The organism is Streptomyces sp. Ru71 (assembly GCF_002920535.1).
In the GTDB taxonomy this organism is placed as follows: Bacteria; Actinomycetota; Actinomycetes; order Streptomycetales; family Streptomycetaceae; genus Streptomyces.
In genome coordinates this window covers 32,167-55,611 of sequence record NZ_PQSS01000003.1, presented here as the reverse complement: position 1 = coordinate 55,611, position 23,445 = coordinate 32,167, and the positions used below count along the sequence as shown (strand labels likewise).

Annotated in this window: 23 protein-coding genes, 1 tRNA gene and 2 pseudogenes; 13 read left to right on the top strand and 13 right to left on the bottom strand. The window is 72.0% G+C overall.

The features are described 5' to 3' along the window. Window positions 1-108: 108 nt before the first annotated feature. From C3489_RS02765 to C3489_RS02745, 4 genes are all read right to left on the bottom strand, one after another. Entirely contained in the window at window positions 109-447 is a 339-nt protein-coding gene (locus C3489_RS02765) for a MerR family transcriptional regulator (protein WP_103779456.1), read from the bottom strand. A gap of 389 nt (window positions 448-836) precedes the next feature. After that, window positions 837-1,058 (bottom strand): CarD family transcriptional regulator, encoded by a 222-nt coding sequence (locus C3489_RS02755; RefSeq protein WP_103779452.1) that lies wholly within the window; start codon window positions 1,056-1,058, stop codon window positions 837-839. A gap of 153 nt (window positions 1,059-1,211) precedes the next feature. Further along, a complete protein-coding gene (locus tag C3489_RS02750; RefSeq protein WP_103779450.1) occupies window positions 1,212-1,646 on the bottom strand; it encodes a nuclear transport factor 2 family protein in 435 nt (144 codons plus the stop codon). Window positions 1,647-1,704: 58 nt separating this feature from the next. After that, the gene (locus C3489_RS02745; RefSeq protein ID WP_103779448.1) at window positions 1,705-2,625 is read right to left on the bottom strand and encodes a zinc-binding dehydrogenase; all 921 of its coding nucleotides are present in this window, start codon (window positions 2,623-2,625) and stop codon (window positions 1,705-1,707) included. Window positions 2,626-2,743: 118 nt separating this feature from the next. On the opposite strand from C3489_RS02745, the gene C3489_RS02740 reads away from it, so the two are divergent. After that, entirely contained in the window at window positions 2,744-3,694 is a 951-nt protein-coding gene (locus tag C3489_RS02740) for a LysR family transcriptional regulator (protein ID WP_103779446.1), read from the top strand. A 98-nt stretch (window positions 3,695-3,792) separates the two neighbouring features. After that, the gene (locus tag C3489_RS02735; protein WP_103779444.1) at window positions 3,793-5,856 is read left to right on the top strand and encodes a hypothetical protein; all 2,064 of its coding nucleotides are present in this window, start codon (window positions 3,793-3,795) and stop codon (window positions 5,854-5,856) included. A gap of 21 nt (window positions 5,857-5,877) precedes the next feature. Here the strand turns inward: C3489_RS02735 and C3489_RS02730 are convergent, their stop codons facing one another. Beyond that, window positions 5,878-6,963: a DUF1152 domain-containing protein gene (locus C3489_RS02730; RefSeq protein ID WP_103779442.1), complete on the bottom strand. Its 1,086-nt coding sequence runs from the start codon at window positions 6,961-6,963 to the stop codon at window positions 5,878-5,880. Between the two features lie 285 nt (window positions 6,964-7,248). Here C3489_RS02730 and kdpF point away from each other — a divergent pair, with 285 nt between their 5' ends. Continuing rightward, window positions 7,249-7,338: a K(+)-transporting ATPase subunit F gene (gene kdpF, locus C3489_RS02725; RefSeq protein ID WP_103779440.1), complete on the top strand. Its 90-nt coding sequence runs from the start codon at window positions 7,249-7,251 to the stop codon at window positions 7,336-7,338. A 122-nt stretch (window positions 7,339-7,460) separates the two neighbouring features. After that, window positions 7,461-7,703: pseudogene (locus tag C3489_RS02720) on the top strand (VapC toxin family PIN domain ribonuclease); the annotation flags it as partial. Window positions 7,704-7,981: 278 nt separating this feature from the next. On the opposite strand, the gene C3489_RS02715 reads toward C3489_RS02720, so the two are convergent. Together C3489_RS02715 and C3489_RS02710 are read right to left on the bottom strand one after the other, a co-directional pair. Then, window positions 7,982-8,773 carry a DUF4239 domain-containing protein gene (locus tag C3489_RS02715; protein ID WP_103779438.1) on the bottom strand — a complete coding sequence of 264 codons (792 nt, stop codon included), beginning with the start codon at window positions 8,771-8,773 and terminating at the stop codon, window positions 7,982-7,984. Window positions 8,774-9,138: 365 nt separating this feature from the next. Continuing rightward, a complete protein-coding gene (locus tag C3489_RS02710; protein ID WP_103779436.1) occupies window positions 9,139-9,789 on the bottom strand; it encodes a MerR family transcriptional regulator in 651 nt (216 codons plus the stop codon). 220 nt (window positions 9,790-10,009) lie between these two features. On the opposite strand from C3489_RS02710, the gene C3489_RS02705 reads away from it, so the two are divergent. Next, the gene (locus C3489_RS02705) at window positions 10,010-10,927 is read left to right on the top strand and encodes a hypothetical protein (RefSeq protein WP_103779434.1); all 918 of its coding nucleotides are present in this window, start codon (window positions 10,010-10,012) and stop codon (window positions 10,925-10,927) included. After that, window positions 10,924-11,388 (top strand): ABA4-like family protein, encoded by a 465-nt coding sequence (locus C3489_RS02700; protein ID WP_103779432.1) that lies wholly within the window; start codon window positions 10,924-10,926, stop codon window positions 11,386-11,388. Before C3489_RS02705 ends, C3489_RS02700 begins: the two co-directional genes overlap by 4 nt. A gap of 154 nt (window positions 11,389-11,542) precedes the next feature. Here the strand turns inward: C3489_RS02700 and C3489_RS39125 are convergent. Together C3489_RS39125 and C3489_RS02685 are read right to left on the bottom strand one after the other, a co-directional pair. After that, window positions 11,543-11,641, bottom strand: a pseudogene (locus C3489_RS39125) (VapC toxin family PIN domain ribonuclease); the annotation flags it as partial. Window positions 11,642-11,690: 49 nt separating this feature from the next. Beyond that, window positions 11,691-12,326 carry a TetR/AcrR family transcriptional regulator gene (locus tag C3489_RS02685; RefSeq protein WP_103779430.1) on the bottom strand — a complete coding sequence of 212 codons (636 nt, stop codon included), beginning with the start codon at window positions 12,324-12,326 and terminating at the stop codon, window positions 11,691-11,693. A 136-nt stretch (window positions 12,327-12,462) separates the two neighbouring features. Here C3489_RS02685 and C3489_RS02680 point away from each other — a divergent pair, with 136 nt between their 5' ends. Genes C3489_RS02680 through C3489_RS02665 form a run of 4 tightly spaced genes read left to right on the top strand, consistent with a single transcriptional unit; the run spans window position 12,463 to window position 18,197 of the window. Next, window positions 12,463-13,608 (top strand): VOC family protein, encoded by a 1,146-nt coding sequence (locus C3489_RS02680; protein WP_103779428.1) that lies wholly within the window; start codon window positions 12,463-12,465, stop codon window positions 13,606-13,608. After that, window positions 13,605-14,594 carry a fumarylacetoacetate hydrolase family protein gene (locus C3489_RS02675; RefSeq protein ID WP_103779426.1) on the top strand — a complete coding sequence of 330 codons (990 nt, stop codon included), beginning with the start codon at window positions 13,605-13,607 and terminating at the stop codon, window positions 14,592-14,594. The genes C3489_RS02680 and C3489_RS02675 overlap by 4 nt, the downstream gene beginning before the upstream one ends. A 7-nt stretch (window positions 14,595-14,601) precedes the next feature. Further along, window positions 14,602-16,206, top strand: a complete 1,605-nt coding sequence (locus C3489_RS02670) for a bifunctional 3-(3-hydroxy-phenyl)propionate/3-hydroxycinnamic acid hydroxylase (protein ID WP_103779424.1) — start codon at window positions 14,602-14,604, stop codon at window positions 16,204-16,206. Next, entirely contained in the window at window positions 16,203-18,197 is a 1,995-nt protein-coding gene (locus C3489_RS02665; protein WP_103779422.1) for an acetoacetate--CoA ligase, read from the top strand. The genes C3489_RS02670 and C3489_RS02665 overlap by 4 nt, the downstream gene beginning before the upstream one ends. 97 nt (window positions 18,198-18,294) lie before the next feature. Here the strand turns inward: C3489_RS02665 and C3489_RS02660 are convergent. Then, a tRNA-Gly gene (locus tag C3489_RS02660) sits at window positions 18,295-18,365 on the bottom strand. A gap of 526 nt (window positions 18,366-18,891) precedes the next feature. Here C3489_RS02660 and dcd point away from each other — a divergent pair. Next, window positions 18,892-19,467 carry a dCTP deaminase gene (gene dcd / locus C3489_RS02655; protein WP_103779420.1) on the top strand — a complete coding sequence of 192 codons (576 nt, stop codon included), beginning with the start codon at window positions 18,892-18,894 and terminating at the stop codon, window positions 19,465-19,467. 8 nt (window positions 19,468-19,475) lie between these two features. Then, window positions 19,476-19,973, top strand: coding sequence for a phosphoribosyltransferase (locus C3489_RS02650; protein WP_103779418.1), 498 nt, complete (start codon window positions 19,476-19,478; stop codon window positions 19,971-19,973). Window positions 19,974-20,057: 84 nt separating this feature from the next. Here the strand turns inward: C3489_RS02650 and C3489_RS02645 are convergent, their stop codons facing one another. Next, window positions 20,058-21,065, bottom strand: a complete 1,008-nt coding sequence (locus C3489_RS02645) for a YIP1 family protein (protein WP_103779416.1) — start codon at window positions 21,063-21,065, stop codon at window positions 20,058-20,060. A 69-nt stretch (window positions 21,066-21,134) separates the two neighbouring features. Next, window positions 21,135-22,406 carry a VCBS repeat-containing protein gene (locus C3489_RS02640; protein WP_103779414.1) on the bottom strand — a complete coding sequence of 424 codons (1,272 nt, stop codon included), beginning with the start codon at window positions 22,404-22,406 and terminating at the stop codon, window positions 21,135-21,137. A 212-nt stretch (window positions 22,407-22,618) separates the two neighbouring features. Between C3489_RS02640 and C3489_RS02635 the strand changes: the two genes are divergently transcribed. Beyond that, window positions 22,619-22,936, top strand: a complete 318-nt coding sequence (locus C3489_RS02635) for an antibiotic biosynthesis monooxygenase (protein WP_103779412.1) — start codon at window positions 22,619-22,621, stop codon at window positions 22,934-22,936. Between the two features lie 29 nt (window positions 22,937-22,965). On the opposite strand, the gene C3489_RS02630 is transcribed toward C3489_RS02635, so the two are convergent. After that, complete coding sequence (locus C3489_RS02630; RefSeq protein WP_181139468.1) at window positions 22,966-23,385, bottom strand: hypothetical protein; 420 nt, start codon at window positions 23,383-23,385, stop codon at window positions 22,966-22,968. Window positions 23,386-23,445: the final 60 nt, after the last annotated feature.

The window sequence follows — 23,445 nt, the reverse complement described above, 5'->3', positions numbered from 1 at the left end:
TGCAACTGCTATCACGTTAACACATGGCCGGGCGCAGGGCCTCATGTTTTTCGGACGCGTCGCGAAAATCCTCACCCCGGTGCGGCCCGTATTTCTGCACCGGCGGGACTAGATATTCAGTCCGTGCTCGTCGAGCCTGCGCCGCATTTCCCGGTTCAGCCGGAGGGCGTCGTCGAGCTGGTCCTCCAGCGAGACGATGCGGCACGCGGCCTCGACGGGAGTGCCCTGGTCGACGAGTTCACGGGCCCGGGCGGCGATGCGCAACTGACGGCGCGAGTACCGGCGGTGACCGCCCTCCGAGCGCAGCGGGGTGATCAGCCGCGCTTCCCCGACGGCCCGCAGGAAGGCGGGCGTGGTCCCGAGGACGTCGGCGGCCCGCCCCATGGTGTAGGCCGGGTAGTCGTCGTCGTCGAGGTTCCCGGAGGCAGGGGCGTTCTCAGCGGGCATGGCACCTTCGTCTCGGGAAACGGCAGCAGACCCCGGGCACGCAGGGCACCCGTACCCCGACCCTAACGCCGGCGGGCCCGGATATGTGTCGCCGCCGGGACAGACTTTCCCCGGGCCGGCCCGCGAGAGCCGGCTCCCGCCGAGAACCGGCCCCCGCCGAGGCCGTACGCCCTAGGCCGGTTCTGGCACGTCCTCGGTCTGCCAGGTCTCGTCGTCCCCGAAGTCGGGGGCCTGGAAAGGATTGGTCGCCGGAGGCGGCGACGCTGCCGTGGAGGAGCGGGGTTGCCCTTCCGGTGCGGAGAACAGCGACGTCGGGTCGATGGGGAGGTCTCGCTTTCGTTGCAGGTCCCTGGACGGGCCTGGGGTGCCGTGACCGGGCACAGCGGGTTCTACAGCTTGGTCATCTTGTTGTACGGGCTCAGGATCCGCATCTGCGCCGAGCCGAAGTCCACGTGCGCCGCGATTCCCTCCTCGATGCCGACGACCCGGCCGAGGCCGTACATGTCGTGTGTGACCTGGTCGCCCACGGCGAAGTGCTTGGGAGCCGGTGCGACCGGGGCCTTGAAGGGGCTGGTGGGCAAATGACGCTTCGGTGCAGGAGGCTTTGTCATCGTCCTCAGTATGGGCCCACGGACGGCCCGTTCGCTGTGGCCACCGGCACAGATCAGGCCGGCGGCCACCGCCTCACGCCGCTGACCTGGCCCTTTGCGACCTGGTACGGGGACAAAAACCGGCCGTGGCCCCGTCCCGGCCACCTGCCTGAATCACTGGCCGCCGACAGGCCGTTGGGCGGCATGGCCCGGGAAGAGCGTCGCGGCCACATGCTCGGTGTCGGCGTATTCGACGACGGAGACGATCTTCCCGTCGCGGACCGTGAAGATCCCGAGGCAGCGGTTGTCGTAGCGGCCGCCATGGACGGTCGTCGCCCTGGAGGTCCATTCGGCCACCACGCGGTCGCCCTCGGCGATCGTGCCGACCAGCTCGATCTCCACGGTGCCGGGGACGAAGACGGTCCCCATGCTGCCGAGGAACTCGTCGACGATCTCGTCGCGGCCGCGCCACACCTTCGAGACGGGCAGACGGCCCGGGTAGTGCCAGGTCGCGTCGGTGGCGAAGCTGTCGTGGATGACGTCGGCGTCGCCGTCGCGGACGGCCTCGACGTAGCGGATGACGACGGTCCTGGGATCGCTGGTGCTCATGGGGTGTGCTCCTTCGGTTGCTGTCGCGCCGGGTTTCTGCCGGTCGTCCGGGGGTGGATCAGGAAAGGGTGAGGACGGCCTTGCCGCGGACGCGGCGGTCGCGCAGATCGGTGAGGGTGGCCGCGGTGCCGGCCCAGTCCGTGACGCGGCCGATCTCGGGGTGCAGCCGGCCTGCGGCGGTCAGCCGGACGAGCGCCGCCAGGTCGTCGTCGAGGCGTGTGCCGGCGTCGAGGTAGTGGAAGTGCCGGATGACGGCCGATTCGGGGCCGTCGAAGAAGCCGAAGAAGTCGAGCGTCGCCGGCGTGCGGCTCGCCTGCCCGAACCAGATCAGCGTGCCGCGCCTGGCGAGCCGCGCGAGGGCCAGGGGAAGGGCCTGCCCGCCGGTCGACTCCAGCACGACGTCGTACGTGCCCTGGGCGTCGGTGACGTCGTGGACGACCTCGTCGGCCCCGAGCTCGGCGAGCCGGGCGCCGCGTTCGGCGTTCCGCGTGACGGCGGTGACCTGGGCCCCTGCGGCGGCCGCGAGTTCGGTGACGAAGTGGCCCACGCCGCCCGAGGCCCCGGTCAGCAGGATCCGCCGGCCCAGCACGGGCCCGGCGGCGCGCAACAGCCGCAGCGCGGTGAGACCGGCCAGCGGCAGGGCGGCGCCGTGGACCATGGAGACGCCGTCCGGCAGCTCGGCGAGCGCGTCGGTCGGCACCGCCACGTACTCCGCCCAGCCGCCGCCCATGGGATGGCCGACGACCCGTGTGACCCCCGAAGGCCCGCTGCCGTCGGCGGCCGGCTGCACCACCAGCCCCGCGATGTCCTTGCCGGGACGGTCGCCGGGAGCGGGCCGCTCCAGTTTGAACGTCTCACCCCGGTTGACCGAGAACGCCTCGACCTTGACCAGCGCCTCGTGGGGGCGCGGGATCGGCTCCGGAACATCGGCGAGCACGACCGGTTCGGTGGGATCTCCGGTCGGCAGGAACGCTTTCATCGTGGTCATCCCTTCGGTGGCGGCGGCCTCGGAACCATCTGACCGGGAAAGGCCGAGGCTCGGCCAACAACCAACTCCCCCGCCCGACAACGGGGAGTTGTCGCATAAGGTCAGCGGCATGGACCTCGACCTCGCACTGGTCCGCGCGTTCGTCGCGACCGCCCGGACGCTGCACTTCGGGCGGGCCGCCGAGGAGCTGGGCACCAGCCAGCAGGCGCTGTCCAAACGCATCGCGCGGCTGGAGAAGCTGCTGGCCGTGCGGCTGTTCGAGCGTCAGGGCGGGGTCCGGCTGAGCGAGGCGGGGGAGCGGTTCCTGCCGCCCGCGCGGGAGGCGCTCGCGGCGGGCGAACGGGCCGTCACGGCGGTGACGGGCCACGGACCGGTGCTGCGGATCGACACCTGGGGGCATCTGTACGCGCCGATGCGCACGGTCGCCGACGCGGTGCAGGCGCTCGGCCCGGTGCGCTGGGAGCCGGGCCCGGGACGGGACTGGCCCTCGGTCGCCCAGGCGTTGCTGCGCGGCGACACGGACCTGGGGTTCGGCCGGGTGCACCCGCTGCCCGACGGCAGCGACGCGGGACTCGCCCAGCGGCTGGTGCGCCTGGAACCCGTCGACGCGGTCGTCAGCACATCCCACCCGCTGGCCGGCGCCCCCGCACTGCGCCCGGCCGACCTGCGCGACAGCGTGCTGTGGTGCCCGGCCGAACTGAACCGCCTGGACTTCCTGCGCCGCTTCGCCGACGCGTTCCGGATCCCTCGGCGGCAGGACGGCCCCAACCTGGGCCTGGACCACCTGAGCCGGCGCATCCGCACCGAGCCCGACGCCTTCACCCTCTTCCCGGCCGACGCGCCGCTGCCGGACCACCCGGCCCTGCGCTCCATCCCCCTCGTCGAACCGACCCCGCTGTACGCCTGGTCACTGGCCTGGCACGAGCCGTCCCGTCACCCCCTGCTGGACACCCTGCTCCAAGGCTTCACGGAAGCCGCCCGGACCCGCCGCTGGCTGGACTACACACCGCGACGCGACTGGCTCCCGGACACCGACCACCCGAAACTGACGGTGCCGTAGACGTCCGTCGGCCGCCGTGGACGGGCCCGATGCCGCCGGACCTCTCCCTCCACGCCTGCGCCGGACGCTCTGTCAGACCCGTCCGCCATGATCTCCCCATGGAGCGTTCGAGCGGGGTGGCGGAAGACGGGACGGTGGCCGGCGGGCTGCTGACGGCGCGGGCCGGGGTGGCGGCCCTGGACGATCACGGCGTGGCAGTCGCGCTGGACGGGCTCATCGACGGCTCGGGGATCTGGAGCGGCAGGGGCGCGCTGGCCGGTATCGAGCGGACGGGCCGCTATCTGGCCGGGACCTGGGAGCCGGCCGCTCCCGACGAGGGTCCGGGAACGGCGGGGGAAGGGTCCTGGGCACGCTTCATCGGGCGCATCGGCGCCGTGGCGCTGCGGGCCGCCGTGGAACCCACGCGCGACGAGCGGCGCCGGCGTCTGCTCGCGCTGCTGGAGATCTGGGCGGACAGCCCGTTCGCGGACCCGGAGGCCCGGATACGCACCGGTCTGGTGCGGCCGGCCGACGGCGGCCCCGCGGCCGTCCGGGACGAGCGGGGCGCGACCGTCGCGGTCGGCTGGGCGGCTGACGGGCTGCGGAAGTTCGTCGACGTGCGGACCGGGCTTCCGGCCCCGCCGAGCCTGGGGACGATCGAGGAGGTGACCGACGTCCCGCGGGGATGGGGCAGCGCCGGGCAGGTGCGCCGGCTGGTGGACCTCGTCCGCGAGCGCGGGCCGGTGCCGTGGGACCTTCACGCCGTGACCGTGCTGAGGGACGGCACGGGCATGGGCCGGGCGGCGGCGTCCTTCGCGCTGGCGGGGATGCTCGCCGCGGGGTACCTCCCGCGCCTCGACGACCGGGAGCGCGAGATCCATCGGCTGAAGCTGGCCGAGATCGAGGACGGCGTCCGCGAGCGCGGCCGCATGGGCCCGCTGGACCGCCTGGAGCTGATGGCGGACGTCCTGCCCGAGGACCCCGCCGAGCTGTGGGAGCCGCAGGGCATGCGGGCGGTGGCGGAGCGGATCGCGCAGGTGTGGCGGGAGCGGTACGGCCGTCGGACGGTGGTTCCCGAGCGCACCTTCGACGCGGTCGTCGAACTGAACCCGTCCTCGCTGTCGGCGGGGCGCTTCTGCGCCGCGTTCACCGACCACGCCGCGATACGCGGTCTCGGCTCCGATCTCGACACCTGGATCCGGAACAGCGACAGCGGCTTCCGGCCCTTCGCGACCGCCGAGGACTGGGGCCTGCGGGATTTCGACGACACGCTGCGTGCCGTCGTCCCCAACCTCTTCTGGGTCTGCACCGAGCTCCCCGCCGGCGACCCGGTCCGCTCCGGAGTCCCCGGCCTGGTGCGGGCGCTGCTGGAGCGCCTGAACCACCCGGGCCTGCTGCTGGACGCCGGCAGCCTCAGCCGCGCGGTGGGGCACACGGTCGCCGATGTGCGGGACCGGTTCGGCTCGCACCCCTACACCGACGGCCCCGAGCCGCTGCACGTCGAGAGCGCCGACGACGGGCTGACCGTGGTCGTGGACGGCGTCGTCGACCGACGGGGCGACCGGTCCCAGCCCGAGCTGTACTTCCGCCCCGCCTTCTACGCCGACGACGACCGCTCCCGCACCCTGCTGGCGGCCCGGGCGGACTCCCGCCACAGCCCCGCACTGGAGCTGGTCGAGTGGCTGCGCGGCCCGGTCTGCGCACGCATCGTCGAACGCGTCGAGGACGCCTCGCTCCCCACGGGCTCGTACGAGACGAACCCGGCACACTCCGCACCCGCCCTGACGGCCCAGGCCGCCACCGAACTCGGCGTCGACCAGGACGCGGCAGCGCTCTACCTCCAGCTGCTGACCCTGCGCACGCCGAGCGACCGCAACATCCGCACCTGGAACGGCTGGAAGCCCGCCCGGCACCACAAGGCCGCCGCCGTACTGGCCGAGCGCGGTCTGGCCGTGGAGGACAAGCGCGCCAGGGCGGGCCGTCGGCTCTTCCTGCCCGGGGAGTGGATCCACGCCAAGAAGCCGTACCAGCCCATGGAGGCGTGGAAGGCGCAACTGCTCGGCCTGGAACGCGCGTACAACGGCCGCCTGGCAACCCCCCTCCCGCTCCCCACCCGCACCCTGCCCGAACTGTTCGCCCACGCGTGGGGGTTGGTGCGGGAGGGCCGGGGGCCGTCGGCGTAGGGACCCGGCCGGGACCGCCTCTCAGGCGATGCGCCACAGAGGCGCGTCGTACCGCTCCGGGCGGCTGTCGACGAGCAGCCGCCGCAGGGCACCGCGCCGGGAGCCGTCGATGTCCAGGGCCTCGGTGAGGTGCCGGAACGTGGTGTGGGTGACTCCGCGGCCGCGGGCCTCCGCCTCGAACCGCTCCAGCCGGGGCAGCACGGCGTCGGGGTCCGGCGGCGCCGACGGCCGGTCCTTCAGCCGCGCGGCCTTGGCGCGCTCGTAGTCGATCTCGGAGAACCCGCACACCTCACGGCTGTGCGCCTCGACCTCGTCCAGCGCGGCGGTGGTCATGACGGCCTGCGCCAGCCTGTTGCGGCTCACCGCCGCGTCCAGGTCGACCTCGTGGACCCGTGGGCCCTCGTCGGTGAGTGCCACGGGGAGGCCGGCGTCGCGTACCTCGCAGGTGCCCCGGACGCCTCGGGCCGTCGCGGCGAGCATCGCGGCCGCCTCGGAGGGGTGCCATTCCAGGACCGTGCTGATCCGCTCCACGTCGCCCGCGGTGAGGGTGTGGACGACAGGGCCGAGCAGCGGGCGCAGGCCGTCCGGGGAGAGTTCGCCGTCCAGCCCGGGACCGGCGACCAGCAGGCGGACGGAGGCGTTCACCTGGCAGACGGCGGCCAGCGTGAGGGCATCGGCGAGGGGGCTCTTCAGCGTCGGCTCGTCGCCCCGCGCGAGGGTGTCACCGCCCACGTCCAGGACGTCGATGGACTCCGGATCGAAGTGACCGACCAGCTCCTCCAGCTGGCGCGTGACACCTTCGGCACCCCGGTACGGGTCGAGCAGCGCGAAGGTGTGCGGGAGTTCCGCCGCGAGCCTCGGGAGCGTGGAGCCCGCCGGTGCGATCGGACGGGCCCCGGCCGGCACGGCCCGGACGGCCGGGGTGACCGGCTCCAGCCCGGTGAAGTCGCGAGCACCTCGGGGACCCGGCACCGGGTCGACGATCAGGCGGTCCCACGCGTACGTGAGGATCACCGCCCGGCCCTCGCCGCCGTACAGGGCGGCGTGCAGCATGGCGGCGGCGACAGCGTCGCCCCCTCCTCCCGCTGCGACGATCAACCGCGTCATGCCGCCAGCGTACGGCCGGACCGGCCGGCGTGCTCCGCACAGCCGCCGACCATGGTTCCCCGAGTCGTGACCGAGGGCCGTAAGAGACCCGTCAAAGCCGTTCGGGCCTCCGTAAGGGAGCCCTCAACGGGCGGCCGGACCCGGTCGGGGAGGCGGTTTCCTCAAGATCGTCCGTTTCCACCGCACCTCGCTTCAGGAGTTCGCGATGGCCGATGTGGCCTTCGTCGTCGCCGTGCTCGCGGCTTTCGCACTGGTGGCTCTCGTCGCCCGGGGGGTGACGAAGCTGTGACCGTCGAGAACGTCGCCGGCCTGGTCGTCGCCGTCGCCCTGCTGGGTTGTCTCGTCCTCGCCCTGATCTTCCCGGAGAGGTTCTGAGAGCCGTGGGTCCCGTTCCGGCCGGCGTGCTCCAGCTGCTCGCCCTCATGGGCGCGCTGGCGCTCGCCCGGGCATCGTCCAGGGCCTCTTCCGCGACAAGGCCAACGGCTCCGAGATCAGGGCGGATGAGCCGGGGTCGTGTCGTCCTGCCGGAGATCACGGGGGACCACCTGGGCGCCGCCCAGTCCGTCCGGGGGCGCTACCGCGCGCTGGACCTCGACCTCGCCGACGCGGTGAGCGTGGCACTTGCCGCCGATTACGACACGGACGCGATTCTCACCCTCGACCGACGAGACTTCCGGGCCGTACGCCCGTTGGGCCGTCACAAGTCGTTCAGGGTGCTTCCCGACGACCTCCCGCTCTGACGCAGGATCCTCGGCCGTCAAGTGCCCGGCCGACTTCCTGAAGCCCGAACTCCGCCGCCACCTGCAGTGGTTCGCGGAGAAGGAGCCGGAGGGCGGCCCGCACCCCTGCCGGACCGGGACGGCCTTCGCCCGCCGCAGCACCCCCTGCCACCCACGCGAGCCCCCTGCGCGACGACACGCCCGCATTCGCCGGCAACGACAGCAATTCCGCCAGCGGGATCAAGGCGGCGAACGCCTGGGACAGACACCGCCGACCACCGCCCCGCCACGTCACCGCATCACTTGACCCAGTACTGGGCAAGCGCACCCTCGCGGTACGGGGCGGGGCTGACGTCGAGGTCGCCGGCGAAGGGGCGGTCCAGGACGACGACCAGGAGCAGGCTGAACCCGACGAGCGCGGCGACCGAGGCGACGAACAGCATCTGGACCCGCCGTTCGCGCAGGCCGTAGAGGAAGGTCAGCGGGACCAGGACGAGTGCGCCGCCGAACGCCAGTACCTGGAGCAGTGCGGGGAGTTCCTGGCGGGCCATGGTGATACGGGCACGCCGCTGCGTGGCGACGTCGTCGAGGTGACCGACGGCCTGCTCGTAGAAGACCTGCTCGCGTTCGTCCTTCGGGTCGTATGCCTGGAGTGCCTGGTAGGCGGCCCGCAGATGGGTCTCGGTCGCCCCGTAGCTGGGGTTCCCCTCGCGCATGCGGGGCCACTGGTCCTCGACGACCGCGTGGACGTAGCCGCTCATGGCGGAGTCGAGGCGGGCGTGCACCGGCGGCGGGAACGCGGCGGCGTCGCGGGCGATGAGCGCCGCGTCGGTGGCCTCCGAGGCGACGATGGTCTGGGTCTGCTCCACCTGAGTCCACAGGGTGACGATCACGAACGCGAGGATGATCCCGTAGATCGCGCCGAACATCCCGAGTGTCACACCGACCATGTCGTTGTGCTCCCCTTGGGCCAGCGAGGGGTATCTGCGCCGCAACAGCACACTGCCGGCGACGGCCAGCACGACCGTCCCGCCGACGGTGATGACGGCCAGCGTGAAGGTACTGAAATGGTTGAGCAGCCACAGCGACATGAGCGCGGAGTCTAGGCCGGGTGCAGCAGCTCGAAACCGCATGCATGCAAGCAACTGCGGGGGCACGCGAGGAAGTTCACTCCGCCGAGTGAGGGGCCGGTCCTGCCGAGGTCTCCCGCCATCACGGCCTCGGCGCGGGCGCCGGGCCGCCGGTGGAAGGGTCCCAGAAATCCGGCACCGCCACCGTACCGGCGACCGGCAGACCCTCGGCCGCGCGCTCTCAGCTTGGGAAGCGACGGCTCTCGGGCAGGCCCTACGCCTCTGACGGGCAGGGTGTTGAACTGCTCGGTCGGACGTCCGGTCCGGAACGCCTTCGCGCGGGCAGAGCTTGGAGAAAGCCCGTCTCGCGCTCAGCTTCGGTCGGCTCAGCTCGGCTTCTGCTGCGGCACATCCGTGCCGTACAGCTTGGCCGAGGCGTTCACATGGGCCAGTCTCCGCAGCGCGCTGAACACCGCCTCGCCCAGTACGGTCCCGACCACCACGGCCTCCACCTTGTCCTCGACCGCCACCCGTCGGTCCACGTAACGGAGGTCGGCGCGGGCGACCTGCTCGGCTGCGTCGGCGTAGTCGTCGAGCACTTCGACGAACGCCCCGTGGCCCAACCGCTCCAGGGCGGCGAGGACCTTGGCCAGGTCGGTGGCGGCGGGGTTCGACTCGTGCGTGCGCCAGCCGCGCCGGGAGATGAGGTCGGCGACGACGGCCCGTGCGGCCGCAGACTCCGGGTCGTCGTGCTCGATGTCCCCGCTGCCGAGGCGGTCCGCGGCAGCGCCGAGCACTTTGTGCAGGGGGCGCTCCGGGTCGTCGAGGGCCGCCAGTACGTCCGCGATTTCGGCCACCTTCATGCCGCCGACCTCCAGCAGGGCTCGAATCAGCTGCAGCCGGCGCTCATGCGCCTCGCTGTAGGTCGCCTGGTTCGGGCTGGTCAGCTCGCCCGGAGGCAGCAGGCCCTCACGGACGTAGTACTTGATCGTCGGCACCGGCACCCCGGTCTTGCGGCTCAACTCGCCAATGCGCACAGCCGGTTCACTCCTCGACCTTCGCCCTGAGGCCGGGCCGGCCCTTGCCGACCCGGCCTCCATCATAGATAGTTGCGCTATCGGATAGCGGATAGTGCCGCTATCCGCTTAGGGGGTAGTCATGTCTTTTTCACGTCCGCCTTCCCGGCCTGCGTCGTTGTGGTCGCCGTCGGCACCATGGCGGTCATGGCATCGGCCGCTGGTGCTGTTCTCGGCAGCGATGGCGCTGATGGCGGTCATATCCGCGGTGGGACTCGCCGTGGACCACCGTGTCCTGGTGGGTGCGCCGATCTGGTTCAAGCCGTTCAAGTTCTCGGTCTCGTTCGTGGCGTACTGCCTCTCCCTGGCCTGGATGCTGTCGCTTCTGCCCAGCGGACGACGCGTGGGCTGGTGGGCGGGGACGGTCGTCGCGCTGGCGAGCCTCATCGAGATGGTGATCATCACCGGGCAGGTGGTGCGCGGGAAGCGCAGCCACTTCAACCACGAAACACCCTTCGACGAGGCGCTGTTCAACGCGATGGGCGTCACGGTCGCCATCCTCTGGCTCGGCACACTCGCCGTCGCCGTGCTGCTGCTCCGCGCCCGAATCGCCGACCGCGCATCCGCCTGGGCGATGCGCTCCGGCATCATCCTGGCGCTGGCCGGGGCCGGCGTCGGCTTCCTGATGAGCCGACCCGCGCCGGGACAGAGGCGCGGCGTCTCAAAGGTGGTCGGCGCGCACAGCGTGGGCGTGCCGGACGGTGGTCCGTCGATGCCGCTGACCGGCTGGTCGACGACGGGAGGCGATCTACGGATCCCGCACTTCGTCGGCATGCACGCGCTGCAGCTCCTGCCGCTGCTGGTCACGGTGCTGACCGCCCTCGCGCCACGCTTCACTCGACTTGCCGACGACCGGATACGGCTGCGCCTGGTGCTGCTCGCCTCGGGTACGTACGCCGCCGCCTTCGCGCTGGTTCTCTGGCAGGCGTTGCGGGGCCAGCCACTGATCCACCCGGACGGCGCCACGTTGAGGGTGGCCGCACTGATCCTGTCGGCCGGCGCTCTTGGGACCTACGCATCCCTCAGGGCTCCGACTCCGTCGCCGGTCAGGGCGAATGGCCTGGACGACGCCCCCACTCCGAAGGAACTCGTGCCATGACCGCATTCCTCTTCCAGCTCTCCTTCTGGCTCGCCGCACCCGTATGGCTGCTCATGATCTTCGCGCCGGGATGGGGGCCGACCGCCCGCATCGCCGGGTCACCGTGGACCGTGATGCCCGTACTGCTGGTCTATCTCGCACTGGCGGTCCCGGTGTTCCCCGAGCTCTGGACCGCGGTCCGCAGCCCGGATCTGGAGACCTTCCGCGATCTGACGGCGCTCGCGGGCGGCGCGGGGGCCATCTGGTCCCAGGTCATCGCCTGGGATCTGCTGATCGGCCAGTGGATGTACCGGGAGGCCAGGCGGCTGGGGATCTCCGCCCTGCTGATGGGGCCGCTGCTGGTTCTCACGATCTTGCTGTCACCGTTCGGACTGTTGCTCTTCCTGGGGCTGCGCGCCGCACGGTCATGGCGTGCGCCCCGCGAAGACCTCGCGGCCACCGTGGCCGGCGGCGCCCCCTAGTCGGCGCTCGGGATCCATGGGTGCCGGCCGCAACAACAAACCCCAGGCCACTGACCTGGGGTTTCACTCTGGAGCGCGTGACGAGAATCGAGATCCTCAACCAGCGCGGCCGGCACCGCAGCGCAGGAGCCGTCGACCTCGTGCTGGCCGTCACGGCCGAGTTGCAGGGACAGAAGAACTCCAGCTCGGTGATGGGGCAGGTGGCGATGAGGCCAGCGGCTGCCGCCTGGCCCCATCCGTACTGCTCGGCATCGCTGTGCGACCTCTGACCGCGGCTGTGCCCTTCCCGCGGTGCGCAGCCGTCAGTCCAGGTCGGGCAACGGGCGCCGGGCGACCTCGTGGGCGTCGTCCGGGGGGACGCCCAGCATCCGCAGGACCATCTCCGCGAGGTTCACTGCGGCCTCGTCACCGTCCAGGTCGGGGCGGGCGAACCTCAGCTCCACCAGGGACAGCAGGGTTCCGCCCAGCGCGGAGAGGGCCACAACCGGCTCGACGGGCGTGAAGCGGCCGGAGGCGATGCCGGCCTGGAGGTCGCGCAGGGCCCGGACGGCCAGGCCGTTGTCCGAGTAGAGGTGGCCGAGGCCGCGGCGGCGCAGGACCTGCATGAGCTCCGGGTGGGAGTCGGCCATGCGGGCGCTGAGCCGGAAGCCGGCCGCGACGAGTTCCGCGGGGTCGTCGATCCCGGTCAGCCGCTCGTCGAAGGTCTGGCCGAACTCCTCCAGGGCGTCCGTCACCGCCGCCTCGAACAGCTCCGTCTTGGACTCGAAGTGGTTGTAGAAGGAGCCGAAGCCGACGTCGGCGCGCTCGGCGATCGCCTGGATGCTGGCGCTGGTGTCCCCGCTCTCGGCGAGTATCCGCCGGGCGGCGCGAATGAGCGCGCGACGGGTCTCGGCGCGGCGCCGCTCGAACCGGTTGCTGGGCGGGGCTGACGTGGGCATGGGCCGAGTCTAGCCGCGGAATCCACCACTCCCACAGTTCTGATGAATTCATCATCTCAGGGCGGTGGACCTATTGACGAGGAACCTGTCAGTACTGATGATTTCATCATTACGGCAATGTTGCTCGGAGGGCACCATGTCTGAAACACGCGTGGCCCAAGCGGCCTTCGCCACGCCCCACCAGGACCTCCACAGCGAGCAGGGCGCCCTGCGGGGCGAACATCCCGGTCGCTCCCGGAACCCCGTGATCAAGGTGGCCGACCTGGCGTGGCTGGAGTTCGAGAAGCCCGACCTGGACCGGGCGGAAGTCTTCGCCCGCGACTTCGGCTTCGGTGTGGCCGCCCGCACGGAGAGTGAGCTGTGGCTGCGGGGGACCTTCGCCGGCCCGCCCTGCATGGCGATCCGGCGCGGTCGTACGTGCCGTTTCATCGGCCCGGCGTTCCGGGCGGCCGAGCGGGCCGACCTGGACCGGCTGGCGCGGGCGACCGGGGCGGCCGTACGGGAGGCGGACGTGCCCGGTGGCGGCAAGGTGGTCGACCTGCTCGACCCGTCCGGCTTCCCGGTGCGGGTCGTGCACTGCGCCGGACAGCTCCCCGAACTGCCGGGGCAGCGGCCGCTGCTCCTCAACACCGGCACGGATCACCGTCGTGTCAACGCCGCGCAGCGTCCGCCGCGGGAGCCGTCCCGGATCCAGCGGCTGGGCCATGTGGTGGTGGAGACACGGGTGTTCGCCCGTGCCCTGGACTGGTATCTGGACACGCTCGGGATGATCGTGTCGGACTTCCTGTTCCTGGACGGGCAGCGCGGGCGCGGTCCGACGATGGCGTTCATCCGTTGCGATCTGGGCAGCGTGCCCGCCGACCACCACACGCTCGCGATGCACCTGGGACCGGGCAACGGCTACGTCCACTCCGCCTACCAGGTCACCGACCTGGACGCGATCGCGGCCGGCGGCGAGTACCTGGCCGAGCGTGGCTACCGGCGCAGCTGGGGCATCGGCCGGCACATCCAGGGCAGCCAGCTCTTCGACTACTGGCGCGACCCCGACCACTTCATGCTGGAGCACTTCGCCGACGGCGACCTGTTCTCCTGCGACGTCGAGCCCGGCTGGGCGCCGATGTCGGCGAGCGGGCTGGCCCAGTGGGGCCCGCCGGCCACCCGGGACTTCCTGGGCGCGAGCCCGTCCCCCGCCAGGGTCCGCGAGGTGCTGCACGCCCTGCGCGGCGACAACGGACTGGACGTCGAACGTCTGCTGGGCCTGATGAAAGCGATGAACTCATGAGCACCAACGTCCTGCGCACCGCCGACGGCTGGTGGGTCGTCCTCCCCCGAGCCCTCGACTCCGCTCGCGCAGGGGGGACCCCCACCGAGCGCGCCGTCCCCGTCGACACCAAGGCCGTCACCACCGCCGAGCTGATCGCCGACCGTGGCGCCGTACGCGAGGCGGCTCTCTCCGGTGAGGCGGGTACGCCGGTGTCCGACCTGGCGGCGCTCTCGCCGGTCACCACGCCCTGCCGGGTCGTGGCCCAGATGGTCAACTACCGCAGCCACGCCCGTGACTCGGGCTTCACCGGCGACATCCCGCCCGCCTTCTTCCGCAAGGCGTTCGGTTCGGTCAGCGGCCCGGGCGAGGCCATCGTGCGCCCCTCCCATGTGCGGTTCCTCGACTACGAGATCGAACTCGGCCTGGTCATGGGGGCACCGCTGCCCATCGGCACCGTCGTCGAAGAAGCGGACCTGCCGTCCTATGTCGCCGGGCTCGTGGTGACCAACGACGTCAGCGCCCGTGAGATCCAGCTGACCAAGACGCAGTTCTACGAGAGCAAGTCGTACCCCACCTTCACGCCCACGGGCCCCTACCTGGCCCTGTTGGAGCCGGAGGACTTCGCCCACCTCCTCGACCTGCGGCTGAAGCTGTCCGTCAACGGCGAACCGCGCCAGGACCGCACCCTCGCCGACATGATCGTCCGCCCGGCGCAGGCCCTCACACTGCTGGCCCGCTTCCAGACCCTCGACCCCGGCGACCTGCTGCTCACCGGCACCCCCGGCGGTACGGCCCTGAAGGCCCCGCCGAAGCCGGTCGAGAAGATCGGCGCCCTGCTGCCACCCGCGGTGAAGTGGAAGGCGTTCTTCAAGTCGCAGGCCAGGAACCCCCGCTACCTGCGGCACGGCGATGTCGTCACCGCCTCCATCGCCACCCCGGACGGCCGGATCGACCTGGGCGAGCAGCGCACGCCCGTGGCCGACGCGCACGGTGAGCAGAGGTGAGCCGCACATGACCGTCGAGCACCACCCGGCCGACGTACCCGTGGCGATCGTCGGCGCCGGACCCGTGGGCGTGACCGCCGCCCTGCTGCTCGCCCGGCGCGGGGTGCGTACGGTCGTCCTCGAACGCCACTGGGACATCTACCCCCTGCCCCGTGCCGTCGCCACCGACGACGAGGTACGCAGGATCCTCCAGGCCGCCGGAGTCGCCGACGACTTCGCCGCCCTCGCCCGTCCCGCGCGCGGACTGCGGCTGCTGGACGCCCGGCACCGCGTGATCGCCGAGTTCCGGCGGTCGCCGTACGGCCACCACGGCTTCCCGCAGACCAGCATGTTCGACCAGCCCGAGCTGGAACGGCTGCTGCGCGCCGAGCTGGCCCGCCGTCCGGAGTGCGAGCTGCGGAGCGGGGTCGAGGTGACGGCGGTCGAGCAGCCCGCCGACGGGCCGGTCCGCGTCACCTACCGCGACGACGACGGCGAGCACCTGCTGCTCGCGGACGCCGTCCTCGGCTGCGACGGCGCGGGGAGCCTCACCCGCGAAGCGGTCGGCGCGGGGTGGGAGGACCTGCGCTTCGAGGAACACTGGACCGTCATCGACGTGACGACGAAAGCCGCCGTGCGCTGCTGGGAAGGCGTCGACCAGGTCTGCGACCCGCACCGCCCGGCGACGTTCATGCGGATCGGTGAGGACCGCTACCGCTGGGAGTTCCGGCTGCGTGCGGGGGAGAGCCTCGACGGCCCCGGCGGGCGGGACCGACTGCGCGAGCTGGTCGCCCCCTGGGTGGACCTCTCCCGCCTCTGCCCTGCCGACGACTTCCACGTCATCCGGCAGGCCCAGTACACCTTCCGGGCCCGCATCGCCGACCGCTGGCGCCAAGGCCGCGTCTTCCTCCTCGGCGACGCCGCCCACCTCACCCCGCCCTTCGTCGGACAGGGCCTGTGCTCGGGGCTGCGTGACGCCTACAACCTGACCTGGAAGCTCGCCCGCGTTCTGAAGCAGGGCGCCGACGAACGGCTGCTGGACACCTACGAGCGGGAACGCAAGCCCCACGCCCGCCATGTGATCCGCCTCGCGGTCGCCACCGGCTGGGCCATGACCGGCGGCCAGGACCGCGCGGCGGCCCTGCGCCGCACCGCCGTCGCCGCGGCCTGCCGCATCCCCGGGGTGACGAGCAGGGCGAGCCGGGACCTCGGCCGCCCGCTGCCCGTCGGTCCGCTGGTACGCCGCAGCCGGCTCGGCGGCACTTTCTGCCCGCAGCCCCGGGTGACCGCCCCGGACGGACACCGTGCCCGTCTCGACGACGTCCTCGGCGACTCCTTCGCCGTGCTGACCGCTGTGCCGCTCCCGCCCTCACCGCGCGCGCTCACCGACGCACTCGGCGCCCGGGTCGTCGACGTCCACGAAACCGGCGACGACGGCACCCTCGTCGCCTGGCTCCGCACAGGCAGTGCCGACGCCGTCCTGCTGCGCCCCGACCGCGTCGTGATGGACGTCGTCCCGGCAGGCGGCGGCGACTTCACCGGCACCGCCGCCTGGGCGCCCCTGCTGTGCACCACCCGCGGGCCCGTCGAGCAGCCCGTATCCGCACCCCTGCCGAGGAGTTCCGCGCGATGACCACGCCGTACGCCCATCCCTTCTGGAGCCCGGACCCGGAGGCCGCCGCACGCAGCCGGATCGCCGACTTCGGCCGCTGGGCCGCCCGGCACCGGGGAGTCGAAGCCGACCTCTCCGACTACTCCGCCCTGCACCGCTGGTCGGTCACCGACCTGGAGGGCTTCTGGGGCGCGGTGTGGGAGTACTTCGACATCGACGCGGAAACGCCGTACGAGCGGGTCCTGGCCGAAGAGACCATGCCCGGTGCGCGCTGGTTCCCCGGCGCCACCCTCAACTACGCCCACCACGCCCTGCGCCGTCTCACGCACGACGCCCCGGCGATCGTCGCCCTCGACGAGACCGGTTCCGGCTACGAGGTGACCGGAGGCCGGCTGCGCGCCCAGGTCGCCTCGGTCGCCGCGACCCTGCGTGAGCTGGGCGTGGGGCAGGGCGACCGCGTCGTCGGCTACCTCCCCAACACGCCGCACGCGATCGTCGCGTTCCTCGCCGCCGCGAGCCTGGGCGCCGTATGGTCCGTGTGCGGACAGGACTACGCCCCCAAGGCCGCAGCCGACCGGTTCGCCCAGCTCGAACCCTCCGTGCTGATCGCCGCCGACGGCTACCTCTTCAACGGCACCACGCACGACCGCCGCGAGGCCACCCTCGAACTGGCCCGAGCCCTGACGACGTCGAAGGCCACCGTGCTGGTCGACCACGTGGGCCTCTCCGGGCTCCCGGCCGGCTACCCGTCGCCGGTCGTCCCGTGGGAGGAGGCGGCGACGCGCACCGAGGAACTCACGTGCGCACCCGTGCCGTTCGACCATCCTCTCTGGGTCGTCTTCTCCTCCGGTACGACCGGCCTGCCCAAGGGCATCGTCCACGGCCACGGCGGTGTCCTGCTGGAGCACCTCAAGACCCTCGCCCTCCAGTCCGACCTGGGCCCCGGCGACCGCCTCCTGTGGTACACCACCACCCACTGGATGATGTGGAACCTCGTCGTCTCCACCCTCCTGACGGGTGCCACGACCTGCACGTACGACGGCAGCCCGGCGCCGCTCACCAAGCCGGACATCCTCTGGGAGCTGGCGGCCCGCCACCGCGTCACCCTCTTCGGCACCAGTCCCCAATATCTGCTGGGCATGGCCAAGTTCGGCATCGACCCGTCCGTCCACGACCTGTCGGCGATCCGTGCCGTGGGCTGCACCGGCTCCGCCCTGCCGGCCTCCGCCTACCCGTGGGTCCGCGACCACGTCGGTGACGGTGTCCAACTCGCCTCCATCAGCGGCGGCACGGACGTCGTGTCCGGCTTCGCCGGCGGAGCGCCTGTCGTACCCGTGTGGGCGGGCGAGCTCTCCGCGCCCCACCTCGGCGTCGCACTGGCCGCGTACGACGAGGCGGGCCACCCGGTCACCGACCAAGTGGGCGAACTGGTCGTCACCCGCCCGATGCCGTCGATGCCGCTGTACTTCTGGAACGACCCCGACGGCACCCGCTACCGCGACGCCTACTTCTCCTCCTACCCCGGTGTGTGGCGGCACGGCGACTGGATCACCCTCACCTCCCATGGTTCGGTGATCGTGCACGGACGCTCCGACTCCACGCTCAACCGCAACGGCGTACGGCTGGGCAGCGCCGACATCCACGACGTCGTCGAACGCCTTCCCGAGATCACCGAAGCCCTGGTCATCGGCGCGGAGGAGCCGGACGGCGGCTACTGGATGCCCCTGTTCGTCGTCCTCGCGGCCGGTGCCGAACTGGACGACGCCCTGCGCGACCGCATCCGCGAGGCCATTCGCACCGGCGCCTCACCCCGCCACGTCCCCGACGAGATCATCGAGGTGCCGGCCGTCCCGCACACCCGCACCGGCAAGAAGCTGGAGGTCCCGGTCAAACGCCTGCTCCAGGGCGCTCCGGTCGAGCAGGTCGTCAACCCGGCCGCCGTGGACGACCCCGACCTCATCGACCACTACGCCCGCCTCGGCGCCGAACGGCGTGCTCGGAGGCTCGGCTAACCCCCGGCCAACATCCGATTGAGCCCAGCACCGAACTCGATCGCCCAGCAGGGGCAAACGAACAAACCCCAGGTCGCTGACCTGGGGTTTCTCGCAGAGCGGGTGACGAGAATCGAACTCGCGCTCTCAGCTTGGGAAGCTGATGTTCTACCATTAAACTACACCCGCGTAAGTCGCCGACGACCTCCATATGAGGTGGTGTCGGAACCGTCGCCCACTGTACCCCATCCCAGGCTCCCGGTGTTCAAGGCCGGGGGCCTGTGTGTGTTGCTGGGGAGGGGGATGCGGCTGCGGGGGGCCGGAGTTGGGGCGTACCGTGGAGGGCTCGGGGAGGTGCTTCGCGAGGTCGGAGTGCCGCCTGGAGGGGCGTCCCTTTCATCCCGTAATGTGTGGCCCCGTCGTCAGGGCATTCCAGCCCGGCGCGGCTCTTTGGGGAAGGGACTTCAGGACTTGATGGAGCGCACCGTCGTCCGTTGTGCCGATGGGCACGTGTTCACCACCGCTTCGTTCCCGATGCAGCAGGCCGAGCGGCTCGGCCCCGGACGCCTCGTGCGGTGTCCCCGGTGTGCCCGGCTCCGCAGTGCGGTGCCGGTCACCCTGGTCGGGAAGCGGTAGCGGCACCCGGGAAAGATCATCCGGCGTGCGGGGCCGTCGCGATTGTGGGGGCTCCGCACGCCTTGCGTATCCTCGGGACGTGCTTCTCTCAGACAAGGACATCCGGGCCGAGATCGATGCCGGGCGGGTCCGCATCGATCCCTACGACACAGACATGGTGCAGCCGTCGAGCATCGACGTACGGCTGGACCGGTATTTCCGGGTGTTCGAGAACCACCGGTACCCGCACATCGACCCCTCCATCGAGCAGGCTGACCTGACCCGGCTCGTCGAGCCGGAGGGCGACGAGCCGTTCATCCTGCACCCCGGTGAGTTCGTGTTGGCCAGCACCTACGAGGTGATCAGCCTGCCGGACGACATCGCCTCCCGCCTGGAGGGCAAGAGCTCGCTCGGCCGGCTCGGGCTGGTCACCCACTCCACCGCCGGGTTCATCGACCCCGGGTTCTCCGGACACGTCACGCTGGAGCTGTCCAACCTCGCCACCCTGCCGATCAAGCTGTGGCCGGGGATGAAGATCGGCCAGCTGTGCATGTTCCGGCTCAGCTCGCCCGCCGAGTTCCCCTACGGTGCCGAACGGTACGGATCGCGCTACCAGGGGCAGCGCGGCCCCACCGCTTCCCGGTCCTACATCAATTTCCATCGGACGCAGGTGTGAGCGCGAGCATGAGTGACGTACGTGAGAATCTGACCTACGAGCGGTTCGGGACGGCCGTGCGCGAGCTGGCGCAGGCCATCGCCGACGACGGCTATCAGCCCGACATCGTGCTCTCCATCGCCCGGGGTGGCGTCTTCGTCGCGGGCGGCCTCGCCTACGCCCTGGACTGCAAGAACATCCACCTGGTGAACGTCGAGTTCTACACCGGTGTGGGGACCACCCTGGAGATGCCGGTCATGCTCTCCCCGGTCCCGAACGCCATCGACTTCACCGACAAGAAGGTGCTGATCGCGGACGACGTCGCCGACACCGGCAAGACGCTCAAGCTCGTCCACGACTTCTGCCTGGACCACGTCGCCGAGGTGCGCTCCGCCGTCATCTACGAGAAGTCCCAGTCCCTCGTGAAGTGCGAGTACGTCTGGAAGCGCACCGACGAGTGGATCAACTTCCCGTGGAGCGTCGAGCCGCCCGTCGTGAAGCGGGAGGGCCAGGTCCTCGACGCCTGAGCCCCTGGGTGACATGTGGAAAGGCCCCCGGCGCACACGCCGGGGGCCTTCCGCATCCGGGGGACTCAGCCCCGCCCAGGGGACCTAGAACGTGCCCAGCTTCACGATCGACAGCAGCGCGATCAGCTGGATCGCCGACGCGCCCAGTGCCTTCGGCCAGGGCAGGTCGTGGGAGCGGCTCACCATCAGGGTCAGCAGCGCGCCGCCCGCGATCCAGGTGACCCAGCCGAGGAGCTGCACGAACGACGCGTCGCCGCCCGCGAACATGGCCACGACCAGGCGCGGCGCGTCCGTCAGGGCCATGATCAGCATGGACAGGCCGACCGTGGGCTGCCAGGCGCCGTCGCCGCCGAGCTGGCGGGCCAGGGTGTGGGTGACCGCGCCCAGCACGAAGGCCGAGATCACCATCGCCACCGCCGTCGTCAGGACGATCGGGATGGCGTTGGACAGCGTGGCGTTGATCGCGTCCTCGCGGGCGCCGTCGAAGCCGAAGACGGCCAGCAGGCCGTAGAGGAACGTCACGGTCAGGGCCGGGCCCCACATCGCGTAGTCCCGCATCTGGAGGAACGTCTGGTTCGGGGACAGCACGATCCCCTTCAGCAGCTCCTTCCAGCGCAGCCGCGGGCCGATCGGGCCGGCCGGGGTCGCCGCGCCGGCCTGGTAGGTGCCGCCCTGCGTGTAGCCGTCGTCGTAGCGGGCCTGCTCGTCGATGGAGAAGGCCTGGGTGTGACCCGGCTGGTTCGCCGCGTACGGGTCCGCCGGGCCGGGCGCGTAGCCGTTGCCGTGGCCGCCGAAGTACTCCGGCTCGTCCTGGGGCGGGTAGCCGCCGCCTGACTGCGGCCACGGGGAGGCGGGGGTGCCGCCACCGCCGTTCGGCGGGTACGCCTGCGGCGCCTGCGGGTAGCCGTACGACGGTCCCTGCGGCGCCTGCTGTCCGTACGGGGGGTGTTGCGGTCGCGCTTGCGGGGAACGGCCGTCCCGGCCGCCGCGTCCGATCCTGAATCCAGCCACGTCATCGAACGTACCTGGTTCCGCAGAGTGACGTGCCCACGGCCGAGCCCCGGGCGGGGGTTTGCGGCCGAGCTGTGACATCCCCTAAGGGGTCAACACCGGCCGGTTCGGGGTCGGTTCCGGGGACTGCCGGTCAACCCCCGTACGGGTCTACGGCGCCGGCAGGAACTCCCGGGTCGAGAACGTCACCGTCGGCTTCGCCGACACCAGTGTCCGCCGTACTCCCGGATGCACGGCCACCGTGTCCTGCGTCTCACTGCGGTACGTCCGTACGACGAGGTCCGCCCGTCCGTCGCCGTCGAAGTCACCGAGGGCGACCACCCGGGAGGTGCCGTGTGCCACGGGCTGGACGGTCACCATCTGCCGCTGCGACAGGCCCGCCGCGCGGCCCCGGAACACCTTCACCCGGGAGCCGCTGGAGACCAGCTCGCTCAGGCCGTCGCCGTCGAAGTCGGCGGCGTCGAGCACCGAGCCCGGGGAGGTCAGGGCGGCGCGGGCGGCGCCGGGCAGGTCGTAGCGCAGGGCCGTGCCGGTCATCGTGCCGACCGCCGCGTCCAGCGCCTTGCCCCGGCCGAAGCCGCCCAGGGCCACGTCGATGCCGGCCGGCAGCACGGCGCCGGTGCGGGTGGGGCCGTCGGGGCCGCCGAGCACGACGGCGGAGGGGCCGGAGCGTTCCGCCGTACGGACGAGGAGGTCGTCGTAGCCGTCGCGGTCGACGTCGGCGGCCGGGCCGGTGGGCAGGTTGCCGGGGCCCGGGAGCGGGGCGGCGGCCTTGCGCGGGGCGCCCTGGCGGCTGAACGGGCCGCGCAGGAAGCTCAGCTTGCCGCCGGTGGCGTGCAGCACCAGGTCGGCCTGCTGGTCGCCGTCGAAGTCGCCGCACACGGGCTGGTCCGGCCAGTCGTTGCCGGCCCGGGCGCGGTCCGGGACGGCCAGGACGACGCCGCGGCCGGTCAGGCCGCCCGGGGAGCCGAACAGCAGTTGCAACGGCACCGGGGGGCGGCCCTGGCCGTCGTAGGGCGGGTCGGTGGACACGACGAGGTCGGTGAAGCCGTCGCCGTCGAGGTCGCAGGAGGCCTCCGCGTCGAACAGGGCGGGCAGCTCGCCGCCGACGCGGGCGGCGTGCGTGGCCGGGGAGAGCAGCCGGCGCGTGCCCGGCACCAGCCCGTGCGCGCTGCCGTAGACGATGCCGATGCCGGGGTCGTCGGTGTGCGGCTGGGCCTTGGCGAGGTCGTTGAGGACGAGGTCGCGGTGGCCGTCGCCGTTGAAGTCGTCGGGGGTCTTGCTGCCCGTCCCGCGCGGGATCGGCAGCGGGGCCGCGGGGGCCTGGGCCGCGCGGACGGGGGTGTGCTTCGTCTCGGAGGAGAAGCCGCAGCCGGCCAGGAGCAGCAGGAGGCCACTGGTGACGACGGTGGTGCCCAGCATTCGGCGTCGGGCTCCCCCTCGCGCCTCACCCAGCGCTCCCCCTCGCGCCTCACCCAGCGCTCCCCTCCGCGCTTCTGTCCGCACCGGCATCGTTCACCCCGCCCACCCCGTCGACAACAACCCAGCAATCATGCACATGTTCGAGGCGCGCGGACAGGCCCGGGGCCGACCCGGGGCGCTCACGACCGGTGCCGGTGGGCGAGGATGGGTCCATGAGCGTCGTCAAGATCAATGTGCTGACCGTTCCCGCCGAGCAGCGGGAGGTGCTGGAGAAGCGGTTCGCCTCGCGGGCCCACGCCGTGGAGAACTCCGACGGCTTCGAGTGGTTCGAGCTGCTGCGCCCCGTCGAGGGCACGGACCAGTACCTGGTGTACACGCGCTGGCGGGACGAGGAGTCCTTCCAGGCATGGATGGAGGGGCCGATGAAGACGGCACACCAGGGCGGCGGCGACCGTCCCAAGCCGGCGGCCAGCGGCTCCACGCTGTGGTCCTTCGACGTGGTGCAGCAGGCGGGGCCGAAGGGGGCGTGAACGATCCGCTCACCCGCCGGTGAGGTCCTTCACCGTCCTGTGGGCTCGGTCCATGCCAGGATCGCCCCGGCGCCCCGGCGGACGGCTTCCTCCGGGGACCGGGTGAGCTGACGGCAGGCCGCTCGGAGGGCCGGTACGCCGGTCGGCCGGTCCTCCAGCGCGTCCTGCACCCCGGTCCGTATCCAGTCGGCCTGGTTGTCGTCGGCCTCGGTCACCGCGACCGAGAGGAGCCTCGCGGCGGCCACCCCTCCGGCGCGGGTCAGCGCGTGCGCGGTCCGGCGCGTGACGGCCGTGTCCTCGGCGTCCAGCAGCAGCGCCGCCAAGGCCCGCGCGGCCTCGGGGACGTCGGCGTGGGGGGCGAGTGCCCGCCCGGCACCGGCCCGCCGCGACCACGAGGGGTGCGCGGCCTCGGTCAGGGCCGCAGCCCACCCGTTCCCCGGCTCCGACATGACCCACGGCTCCTTCGCACAGGTACGACAGCACGGGTACTACAGCAGACGTACGACAAC